This window comes from Synechococcus sp. OH2, assembly GCF_047462155.1.
Taxonomy (GTDB): domain Bacteria; phylum Cyanobacteriota; class Cyanobacteriia; order Thermostichales; family Thermostichaceae; genus Thermostichus.
Window position 1 is genome coordinate 1 of the sequence record NZ_JANSIR010000057.1, and the last position, 969, is coordinate 969.

Below are 969 nucleotides of genomic sequence, written 5' to 3' on the forward strand. Positions count from 1 at the left end.
GGCGGCGGTGGAAGTGGCGCCGGCCATCCGTGGCTAATCCACTCCTGACCGAGTAGACTAGTCCTTCTTAAGTCCCCTGGCAGACGCTGGGGGATTTTTTTCTTCTACTGCCCCCTCCAATCTTTCTACCTAGGTGAGAGACCAAAATCGGCAAACGGTTTACCAGGATCTTTCCCCCAGTTTTTTACAGTTAGAGTAGGGCTATTGCATCTGCGGGTAAAGGATATGGCAATCATTTCTTCTCGGGCTGCGGGGGCTGAGGATCCCGGGCAGCGGCAGCAAAAGAGTTCTTCTCGCAGAAGAGAGTCGAAATTGGCTTTTGCTAGGGCGGAAGGGCTACTGCAACCGCAGGCTCACCCCGGCGAGGCTCAGGAAGAATCCCTCCGCCCGCGCACCCTGGCCGAGTATATCGGCCAGACGGAGCTCAAGGAAGTGCTCTCCATCGCTATTGCAGCAGCCCGCGCTCGCGGGGAGCCTTTGGATCACCTGCTGTTCTACGGCCCGCCCGGCTTGGGCAAAACCACGGTGGCTGCTGTGCTGGCGGCGGAGATGGGATCCCGCTTCTACATGACCACGGCGCCAGCGCTGGAGAGCCCCCGCGACATTGCTGGCTACCTAGTGCGCCTCAAGCGGGGCGATGTGTTGTTTATCGACGAGATCCACCGCCTGCCCAAGGTGACTGAGGAATTGCTCTATCCGGCAATGGAGGATTTTCGCCTCGACATTACCCTTGGCAAAGGTCGCTCTGCCCGCATCACCTCCATACCCCTGGAGCGCTTTACCCTCATTGGGGCCACCACCCGCATTGGCGCTCTGACTTCGCCGCTGCGGGATCGCTTTGGTCAGGTGCAGCGGCTGCGCTTCTACGAGCCTGACGAACTGGCGGAAGTTGTGCTACGCAGCGCTCGCCTCCTAAACACCTCCATTGATCGCGCGGGAGCTGAGGAGATTGCTCGCCGCTCCCGAGGC

General features: G+C 60.1%; 1 protein-coding gene. It reads left to right on the plus strand.

What is annotated here, in order from left to right; translation table 11 throughout:
• Positions 1-225: 225 nt before the first annotated feature.
• The coding region (ruvB, locus tag NW835_RS04540) for a Holliday junction branch migration DNA helicase RuvB (protein ID WP_414414629.1) at positions 226-969 on the plus strand (744 nt) is incomplete at its 3' end.